Source organism: Lysinibacillus sp. GbtcB16 (assembly GCF_019091145.1).
In the GTDB taxonomy this organism is placed as follows: domain Bacteria; phylum Bacillota; class Bacilli; order Bacillales_A; family Planococcaceae; genus Lysinibacillus; species Lysinibacillus fusiformis.
The window spans coordinates 1-269 of the sequence record NZ_JAGXJV010000422.1 but is presented as its reverse complement, the minus strand read 5'-3'; the positions used below and the strand labels follow the sequence as shown (position 1 = coordinate 269).

Annotated in this window: 1 protein-coding gene; it reads left to right on the top strand. The window is 61.3% G+C overall.

Annotated elements, in window-relative coordinates; all coding sequences use genetic code 11:
• A partial coding sequence (locus KVT27_RS24775; RefSeq protein ID WP_217582187.1) for a molybdopterin-dependent oxidoreductase occupies positions 1-269 on the top strand: 269 nt, incomplete at both ends.

Sequence of the window (269 nt, the reverse complement as noted above, 5' to 3'; positions counted from 1 at the left end):
AAGAGATCATTGCGCTGACACGCCGCTTCTACGATCAGCCTTCGATGCTGACCGCCACATGGTCACTGCAAAGGGCAGAGTCCGGCGAGCAACCCTTCTGGGCACTTGTGGCTTTGGCTGCCATGCTCGGACGGATCGGCTTGCCCGGCCAGGGCTATGCCATGGGCTACGGCTCCATGAACGGAGTGGGCAATCCGCGCTATCACACTCCGCTCTATGGTCTGCCAGCGCTGAAGCCGAAAGTGGATCTACCGCCGATTCCGGTCGCC